This is a genomic window from Flavobacterium sp. (genome assembly GCF_040382755.1).
GTDB lineage: Bacteria > Bacteroidota > Bacteroidia > Flavobacteriales > Flavobacteriaceae > Flavobacterium.
Map to the genome: position 1 here is coordinate 1 of NZ_JBEIET010000081.1, position 9500 is coordinate 9500.

The following is a 9500-nucleotide window of genomic DNA, read 5'->3' on the forward strand; positions in this document are numbered from 1 at the left end:
ACGATTTGTAATTGCTGAAAATCTTTTTCGCCAAAATAAGCGTGAGTTGGTTCTACAATTTCAAATAATTTCTTCACAATCGTTCCTACTCCGTCAAAATGCCCTGGGCGATGTTTGCCTTCCATTTGATGTTCTAATCCGTCATAATCAAATGATCTGGAAATGGTATTGCCTTCATAAATATCTGTTACACTTGGAGCATAAATAAGGATATTTTTGTTTAATTCTTGAACCAGTGCTATATCTTTTTCTAATGTTCTTGGATATTTTTTTAAATCTTCAGCGTTATTAAACTGTGTAGGATTTACAAAAATACTTAACACGGTAATTTCATTTTCAGCTATAGATTGTTCCAATAATGAAAGGTGACCTCTATGTAAAGCGCCCATTGTAGGCACAAAACCAATTTTTTTTGATTGATTTTGTACTTTTTTTAATTCAATTTGCAGCGCATTTTGTGTTTGAAAAACAGGCATATTATAATATTATAAAGTGCAAACTTACTATTTTAGTAGATAAGTCCATAAATTTTTATAATTTTGCATATTAAACAAAATGTAACATTTATTATATGAATGACAAGAGGATATTATATGTATCATCTGAAGTAGTGCCTTATTTAGCTGAAAACGAAGTATCACTACATTCTTATGAGTTGCCGAAAATGATAAATGAAGTAGGAGGGCAGATAAGAATTTTCATGCCAAGATATGGGAATATCAATGAACGCAGACATCAATTACATGAAGTAATTCGCCTTTCGGGTATGAATTTAGTAGTGAATGATATGGATATGCCTTTAATTATTAAAGTTGCCTCTATACCAAAAGAAAGAATTCAGGTTTATTTTATTGATAACGACGAGTATTTTAAAAGAAAAGCTACTTTTTCTGACGAAGAAGGCGTGTTGTATCCAGATAATGATGAAAGAGCTATTTTCTTTGCTAAAGGTGTCGTTGAAACGGTAAAAAAATTAAATTGGGTACCCGATATAATTCATGTTCATGGTTGGATGGCTTCTTTATTGCCGGTTTATCTTAAACATTATTATAAAGATGAAGGTATTTTTGAAGATACAAAAATTATTACATCTATCTATGCTGCTGATTTTGAAGGAACGCTTGATGCAGAATTGATTTCTAAATTAGCATTTGATAATTTACCAAAAGAGGCCATTTCTAAATACAAAGAGCCTGGTTTTACTAATTTAATGAAAGCAACAATTGATCATTCAGATGCTATTATTATGGCTTCAAATGACTTGTCTGCAGATTTAACAAAATATATAGAAACTTCAAAAAAACCTTTTTTACCTTTCACCCCGAAAGAAACGTTTAAAGAAACGTATTTAGAGTTTTTAAAAAATAAAGTTCAATAATTGTAATGAAAAAAAATATAACCGTTTTATTTTTAGTTTTTTCAATGGTATTTATTTCTTGTGATCAAGATTTTAATACTATTGGTTCCGATTTAGTGGGTGATGAACATTTTGATTTCAGTACACACGAAGCGCAATTGAAAGCATACTCTGTAAAAACCAATGAAGTGCAAACCAATAATTTGCCAATAAATCCATTAGGGATTTATAACAATCCTTATTTTGGAGTTACTAAAGCAAATTTTGTATCACAAGTTTCTTTATTTACAACTCAACCTAAATTTGGTACAAATGTTCAAATTGAAAATGTAATTTTATATGTGCCTTTTTTTAGTACAGTAGAAACAACAAATGCAGATGGTTCTAAAGTATATGCTTTGAATTCTGTATATGGTGCAAACAAAGAAAGTAAAATGAAATTGAGTGTATTTGAAAATGGATATTATTTGAATGAATACAATCCATTAGATAATTTTCAAACAGCCCAACGCTACTTTTCTGACGGCTCTGCAAATGGCACTTCAATTAATTTTGAGAATCTAAAAAGAGGAAATGACGGTAGTGGTAATTCGGTACAAAACGGAACGCGCTTAAATGACAGTCCAAATGCAGCAGAAAACGACCAGTTCTTTTTTAACAAAGCGGAAATTATTGTTTATAATACAAAATTAAATACCACAACCGGAATTTTAGAATATGTTGATGCAAATAATGTGGTGTTAGCCAATCAAAATGATCCTTCTTTACGAGTGGTAAAAGAACGTTTAGCACCAGGAATTTATTTATCATTAAACAAAACGTATTTCAAAAAAAGAATATTAGAAGCAGGAAGTGCAAATTTGTTTAATAATATTGAATTCAAACAATATTTTAAAGGATTGTATTTTAAAATAGAACAACTTCCAGGAGAACAAGGCGCAATGGCCATGTTTAATTTTTCAAACGCTAAATTAAATGTAAATTATAGTTCTGTAGATGAAGGAGCGGTAGTAGGTTCAGCAGCCACATCAAAAAGTTTGGTGTTAAATTTTGGCGCAGGTTCCGGCTCAAATTCAGTTTCTTTACAAGATTATTCGTATTCTGGAGCATATAATACTGGGTTGACTGCTACAAATCAAATAACAGGACAGAACTCCAAATTATATTTAAAAGGAGGTAAAGGGTCTGTAGTATACATAGATGTTTTTGGAGATGCCGATGTATTAAAACCAGTAAATGGGCAATTAGTAGCTGGAGCGAATCAAATTCCTGATGAATTGGATCAATTGCGATTAAAAGGATGGTTAATCAATGAAGCGTACTTAGAGTTATATATTGATAAAACCGCTATGGCAGGTGCCAATCAGTTAGAAGCGGAAAGGTTATATTTATTTGATGCAACCAATCAGAAAGCTTTAGTAGATTATTCTGCTGATGCTACAACTAATTCAAATACGAAATACAATAAATTAATTTTTGGAGGTATTATCGAACGTGATGATACAACGGATAAAAAAGGAATTAAATATAAAATCAGAATTACTCAGCACATTAATAACATAATTAACAGTACGGATACTAATTTGAATAAAAATGTAAAATTAGGTCTTACTGTTACAGAAAATATTAATTACAGTAATAATTATTATTACAAGTCGCCTTTTGATGTGAATAATACGCCAACAATTTCATCAGATGACATTGAATATTTCCCGTTAGCATCAATTATGGAGCAACAAGGAGTGGTGCTTCACGGTACAAATCCAAGTGCGCCAGCCGACGCTTCTAAAAAGTTAAAATTAGTAATACATTATACAAAACCAAATTAAACCCTTATATATATGTGTGGAATTGTAGGTTATATTGGTCATAGAGACGCATATCCAATAATTATTAAAGGATTAAAAAGACTAGAATATCGTGGTTACGATAGTGCTGGTTTAGTTTTATACGACGGAAAAAATTTAAAACTTTGTAAAACTAAAGGTAAAGTTTCCGATTTAGAAGAAAAAGTTGCAAAAGAAATAACTACTGACGGACATATAGGTTTTGGACATACCCGTTGGGCGACTCACGGTGTGCCAAATGATGTAAATTCACATCCACATTTTTCAAATTCAGGAAAATTAGCCATTGTGCATAACGGAATTATTGAAAATTACGAACCGTTAAAAAAAGAATTAATCAAGCGAGGCTATATTTTTCATTCCGATACGGATACTGAAGTATTAATTAATTTAATTGAAGACGTTAAGAAAACAGATAACTTAAAATTAGGAAAAGCTGTACAAGTAGCCTTAAATCAAGTAGTCGGCGCCTATGCAATCGTAGTATTTGATGTAAATAAGCCAGACGAATTAGTTTGTGCGCGTTTAGGTTCTCCATTAGCAATTGGTATTGGTGAAGACGAATATTTTGTAGCTTCAGATGCTTCGCCTTTTATTGAATATACTTCAAATGCTATTTATTTAGAAGACGAAGAAATGGCTATTATTCGTTTGAAAAAACCAATGAAAGTTCGTAAAATTAAAGACGATTCATTAGTAGATCCTTATGTTCAAGAATTACAAATGAATTTAGAGCAAATTGAAAAAGGAGGCTACGAACATTTCATGTTAAAAGAAATTTACGAGCAACCAAATGTAATTAAAGATACATACAGAGGAAGATTGTTGGCCAACAAAGGCATTATTCAAATGTCGGGTGTGGAAGATAATTTAGAAAAATTTACCAATGCCAAGCGTATTTTAATTATTGCATGCGGAACGTCATGGCACGCAGGTTTGGTTGCCGAATATATAATTGAAGAATTTGCAAGAATACCTGTTGAGGTTGAATATGCTTCAGAATTTAGATATAGAAACCCTATTATAAATAAAGACGATGTTGTTATTGCTATTTCTCAATCAGGAGAAACGGCCGATACTTTAGCAGCAATTAAATTAGCCAAAGAAAACGGCGCCTTTGTTTTTGGCGTATGTAACGTTGTAGGTTCTTCTATTTCAAGAGAAACTCACGCAGGAGCTTATACACACGCGGGTCCAGAAATCGGAGTGGCTTCTACAAAAGCATTTACTACTCAAATTACAATTCTAACCCTTTTAGCATTACGTTTAGCTAAAGCAAAAGGCACTATGAATCATTCGGATTATCAACGTTATTTGTTAGAATTAGAAATGATTCCTGAAAAAGTAAAAGAAGCGTTGCAAACGAATGAAGTTAGCAAACAAATTGCAGCCATTTATAAAGATGTACCTAACGCTTTATATTTAGGTAGAGGATTTAACTTTCCTGTTGCATTAGAAGGCGCTTTAAAATTAAAAGAAATATCATACATTCACGCAGAAGGCTATCCAGCTGCAGAAATGAAACACGGACCAATCGCCTTAATTGACGAACAAATGCCAGTTATAGTTATTGCTCCAAATAAAGGGCATTACGACAAAGTAGTAAGTAATATTCAAGAAATAAAATCAAGAAGTGGAAAAATTATTGCGGTTGTAACGAAAGGCGATACACAAGTAAAAGCTTTAGCAGATCACGTAATTGAAATTCCAGAAACTTCGGAAGCTTTAACGCCGTTACTAACTACAATACCTTTGCAATTATTGTCTTATCATATTGCGGTATTGAGAGGTTGTAATGTAGATCAGCCAAGAAATTTAGCAAAATCAGTAACTGTAGAATAAATAAAAAAGCGAAATAATCAGTATTTCGCTTTTTTTTTGAAAAAAAGTCAAAAAATATATTGCATAATTGCATCTAAAAAAACTATCTTTGCACTCTGAAAAAAGTATGTTTTTTTCAATAATAAATAGCTATTAAATAAATACATAAGCAATGTCTAAAGTTACAGGAAAAGTTGCACAAATTATTGGACCAGTTGTAGACGTAGTGTTTGACACTACTAACGGAGAACTTCCAAAAATTTATGATTCGTTAGAAATTACTAAAAAAGACGGTACTAAATTGGTTTTAGAGGTACAATCTCACATTGGAGAAAATACAGTACGTACTATTTCAATGGACTCTTCTGATGGTTTATCAAGAGGTACTGAAGTGGTTGGAACAGGAAATCCAATCAAAATGCCAATTGGACCAGACGTTTATGGTCGTTTATTCAACGTTATTGGTGATGCTATCGATGGTTTAGGTGAATTACCTAAAGACGGAGATAACGGAATGTCTATTCACCGTGCTGCACCAAGATTTGAAGATTTAGCTACTTCTTCTGAAGTTTTATTTACAGGTATTAAAGTAATTGACTTAATTGAGCCTTATGCAAAAGGAGGTAAAATTGGTTTATTCGGTGGTGCTGGAGTTGGTAAAACCGTATTAATTCAGGAGTTAATTAATAATATTGCAAAAGGTCACGGTGGACTTTCAGTATTCGCAGGAGTAGGTGAAAGAACGCGTGAAGGAAATGACTTACTTCGTGAGATGTTAGAGTCAGGAATTATAAAATATGGTGATGAATTTATGCACTCTATGGAAAATGGAGGATGGGATTTATCTAAAGTTGATATGCCAGGAATGAGAGAGTCTAAAGCTACTTTCGTTTTCGGACAAATGAATGAGCCACCTGGTGCTCGTGCTCGTGTAGCATTATCAGGATTATCTATTGCGGAATATTTCCGTGATGGAGCTGGAACTGGACAAGGTAAAGACGTACTTTTCTTCGTAGATAACATTTTCCGTTTTACACAAGCAGGTTCTGAAGTATCTGCACTTTTAGGACGTATGCCATCTGCGGTAGGTTACCAACCAACTTTAGCAACAGAGATGGGAGTTATGCAAGAGCGTATTACTTCAACAAAAACAGGTTCTATTACATCGGTACAAGCGGTTTACGTTCCTGCGGATGACTTAACTGACCCTGCGCCAGCAACAACGTTTGCTCACTTAGATGCTACAACAGTATTGTCTCGTAAAATTGCCGAGTTAGGTATTTATCCTGCGGTAGATCCATTGGATTCTACTTCTCGTATCTTAACGCCAGATGTTTTAGGTGATGAGCATTACGATTGTGCACAAAGAGTAAAAGAAATTTTACAACGATACAAACAATTACAAGATATTATCGCGATTTTAGGTATGGAAGAATTATCTGAAGAAGATAAATTAGTCGTATCTCGTGCTCGTAAAGTACAACGTTTCTTATCTCAACCTTTCCACGTAGCAGAACAGTTTACAGGAATTCCAGGTGTTTTAGTAGATATCAAAGATACAATCAAAGGATTTAATATGATTATGGATGGTGAATTAGACCGTTTACCAGAATCAGCATTTAACCTTAAAGGAAGTATCCAAGAAGCTATCGAAGCTGGAGAAAAATTATTAGCAGAAGCATAGTCAATGGACAATTATCAATTGATAGTTGACAATTAATTATCCATTGTCAATTATTAATTATCAATTATAAAAGTATGATTTTAGAAATAGTATCACCAGAAGCCACTTTATTTTCAGGAGAAGTAACATCTGTTTCTGTTCCAGGAATTAATGGCGAATTTCAAATGTTAAACAATCACGCGGCGGTAGTTTCCATTTTACAAAAAGGAAATGTAAAAATTAGTGCAGCAAGTTTTAATATTGATAAAAACAACGAAGCAAAATTTACAAAAGTAAATGATCAAACGTATTGGTTAGCGATTCAATCTGGTACTATAGAGATGAACAACAATAAAGTAATTGTTTTAGCAGACTAAATCCGTTATTTATTAAAATAACAATCCCGATAAGTGTTTTCTTATCGGGATTTTTTTTATTTTTACATATATGAAAATTCCAAAAGCACTTCAGCAAAAATTACACTTTCGAAAAGAAGCAAATGCTTTACGAAAATTACCTATGCCTACAAGTGGAATCGATTTTTCATCCAACGATTATTTAGGTTTTGCTAAAAACGAACAAATATTTGATGCTATACACCAATATTTAGTTGAGAACAAAATAAAAGTAAATGGTGCAACAGGTTCCCGATTAATTTCAGGAAATCATAATTTGTATGACATTGCGGAAAAATATATTGCAGCTTTTCATCAATCAGAAGCGGCTTTAATTTTTAATTCGGGTTACGATGCTAATGTTGGTTTTTTTAGTGCTGTGCCGCAAAGAAATGATGTTATTTTATACGACGAGTTATGTCACGCTTCCATTCGTGATGGCATTCAAATGAGTCACGCCAAATCGTATAAATTCCAACATAATGATTACGAAGATTTAGAAGCAAAAATTTCCAAAATTCAAACGCCAAATTCCGAATTCAAAACTATTTATATCGTTACAGAATCTGTTTTTTCAATGGATGGCGATTCGCCTAATATAGAAACATTAGTGCAACTTTCAGAAAAATTTAAGGCACTTTTAGTAGTTGATGAGGCACACGCTTTGGGTGTGTTTGGAGAAAAAGGCGAAGGCGTAATACAATCGCAACAACTTCAAAATAAAGTATTTGCCAGAATTATGACGTTTGGAAAAGGTTTGGGTTGTCACGGCGCTGCTATTTTAGGAAATGCTGATTTAATTGAATATTTAGTCAATTTTGCAAGAAGTTTTATATACACAACTGGACTTTCGCCTCATTCGGTAGCTACAATTTTAATTTCGTATCAAAATTTGCTTCAGTCGGATGAACTTCAAAAATTAAAAGAAAATATTACTTTTTTCAATCAGCAAAAGCAACTTTTAGGAATAAAACCCTTGTTTGTTTATAGTAAATCAGCCATTCATTCAGCTATACTTCCTGGAAATGATAAAGTAAAAAATATCGCAGCTCAATTACAAGAAAAAGGATTTGAAGTAAAAGCGATTTTGGCGCCAACCGTTCCAGAAGGTCAAGAAAGACTTCGATTTTGTTTACATTCATATACTACAGAATTAGAAATGAAAAATGTCTTGACAGAATTGAATACTTTGGTCTTTAATTTATAAATTACTTATGGAAAATGCTAAGTTTTGTCAAATTGCTAATTATCAATATTCCTCTGAAGCGTATTTGTTTAAAGGAAAATTAGAATCCGAAGGGATTGAGGTTTTTCTGCAAAATGAAAACACAATTAATACAGATCCTTTGTTGAGCAATGCTTTAGGCGGTGTTAAATTATTTGTACAATCAGAAAATGCCATAAAAGCCAAAGAAATTTTAAATTCCATTCCAGAATATTCTGTTGATGATAAAGGCGAATTATTATTATGCCCGAGTTGTGGTTCTCAAAAAATCACTATGGTTACCACAATTAAAGATTTTAAATCTTTTTTTGCTTTCATTTATGGTTTACTTACGTTATCAATGCCATTATTTTCGAAACAAAAATATAAGTGCGAAAGCTGTAACTTTGAATTTTAAAAAAAATTCCACAAAGATTCGCTAAATTCTACAAAGTTTCACAAAGTTTTTATTTGTATTTTTGTGTAGCTCAGCGGACACTTTGTGAATCTCTGCGAAACAACTCAAAAATATGAAACTATTTATAACAGGAATTGGTACAGATGTAGGCAAAACAATTGCTTCATCAATTATTGTAGAAGCCTTAGAAGCAGATTATTGGAAACCCATACAAGCGGGCGATTTAGATAATTCGGATACAAATAAAGTAGAGAAGTATGTCTCAAATAACACTACAAAATTCCATAAAAACGCGTATGCTTTGCAAACGCCTGCAAGTCCTCATTATGCTGCTGAAATAGATGGAATTACAATAGATTTAAAACAAATTAAGGAGCCATCCTTCGACAAAGCTCAGGATTCAAAACATTTAGTTGTGGAAGGCGCAGGTGGAATTTTAGTCCCATTAAATAGTTCAGATTGTGTTATTGATATTATTCAACCAGATTATAAAGTAATTGTGGTTTCTCGTCATTATTTGGGAAGTATCAACCATACCTTAATGACAATTGAAATTTTGAAATTAAGAAAGTTAAATGTTGCTGGAATTATTTTTTCTGGTGATGAAAATAAAGCTACAGAAAGCATTATTTTGGAAAAAACAAAGGTTCCTATGATAGGAAGAATTGACAACGAACCGTATTTCGATCAGAATGTAATTAAATATTACGCGGATTTGTTTCGAGAAAATCTTCAAAAAATAGAATAGATTATAGAAATAGCCTTTATCTTTGCACTATAATTTTAGAATTTACG

At 32.4% G+C, this 9500-nt stretch carries 9 protein-coding genes; 8 read left to right on the forward strand and 1 reads right to left on the reverse strand.

Annotated elements, in window-relative coordinates:
• The coding region (locus ABWO04_RS08040; RefSeq protein ID WP_353078954.1) for a 4-phosphopantoate--beta-alanine ligase at nt 1-476 on the reverse strand (476 nt) is incomplete at its 3' end.
• Between the two features lie 95 nt (nt 477-571).
• Here ABWO04_RS08040 and ABWO04_RS08045 point away from each other — a divergent pair.
• The 8 genes from ABWO04_RS08045 to bioD all read left to right on the forward strand — a co-directional run bounded on the left by ABWO04_RS08045 (nt 572) and on the right by bioD (nt 9453).
• The gene (locus ABWO04_RS08045) at nt 572-1378 is read left to right on the forward strand and encodes a glycogen/starch synthase (protein WP_353078956.1); all 807 of its coding nucleotides are present in this window, start codon (nt 572-574) and stop codon (nt 1376-1378) included.
• Between the two features lie 5 nt (nt 1379-1383).
• Nucleotides 1384-3186, forward strand: coding sequence for a BamH family beta-barrel-assembly machinery protein (bamH, locus tag ABWO04_RS08050; RefSeq protein ID WP_353078958.1), 1803 nt, complete (start codon nt 1384-1386; stop codon nt 3184-3186).
• A 12-nt stretch (nt 3187-3198) separates the two neighbouring features.
• On the forward strand, nt 3199-5046 hold the full coding sequence (glmS, locus tag ABWO04_RS08055) for a glutamine--fructose-6-phosphate transaminase (isomerizing) (protein WP_353078960.1): 1848 nt from the start codon (nt 3199-3201) through the stop codon (nt 5044-5046).
• A 151-nt stretch (nt 5047-5197) separates the two neighbouring features.
• The gene (gene atpD, locus ABWO04_RS08060; RefSeq protein WP_353078962.1) at nt 5198-6709 is read left to right on the forward strand and encodes a F0F1 ATP synthase subunit beta; all 1512 of its coding nucleotides are present in this window, start codon (nt 5198-5200) and stop codon (nt 6707-6709) included.
• Between the two features lie 74 nt (nt 6710-6783).
• Nucleotides 6784-7065, forward strand: a complete 282-nt coding sequence (locus ABWO04_RS08065) for a F0F1 ATP synthase subunit delta/epsilon (RefSeq protein ID WP_353078964.1) — start codon at nt 6784-6786, stop codon at nt 7063-7065.
• Between the two features lie 70 nt (nt 7066-7135).
• The gene (locus ABWO04_RS08070; protein ID WP_353078965.1) at nt 7136-8290 is read left to right on the forward strand and encodes an aminotransferase class I/II-fold pyridoxal phosphate-dependent enzyme; all 1155 of its coding nucleotides are present in this window, start codon (nt 7136-7138) and stop codon (nt 8288-8290) included.
• A 7-nt stretch (nt 8291-8297) separates the two neighbouring features.
• A complete protein-coding gene (locus tag ABWO04_RS08075) occupies nt 8298-8705 on the forward strand; it encodes a putative signal transducing protein (RefSeq protein ID WP_353078967.1) in 408 nt (135 codons plus the stop codon).
• Between the two features lie 112 nt (nt 8706-8817).
• On the forward strand, nt 8818-9453 hold the full coding sequence (bioD, locus tag ABWO04_RS08080; protein WP_353078969.1) for a dethiobiotin synthase: 636 nt from the start codon (nt 8818-8820) through the stop codon (nt 9451-9453).
• Nucleotides 9454-9500: the final 47 nt, after the last annotated feature.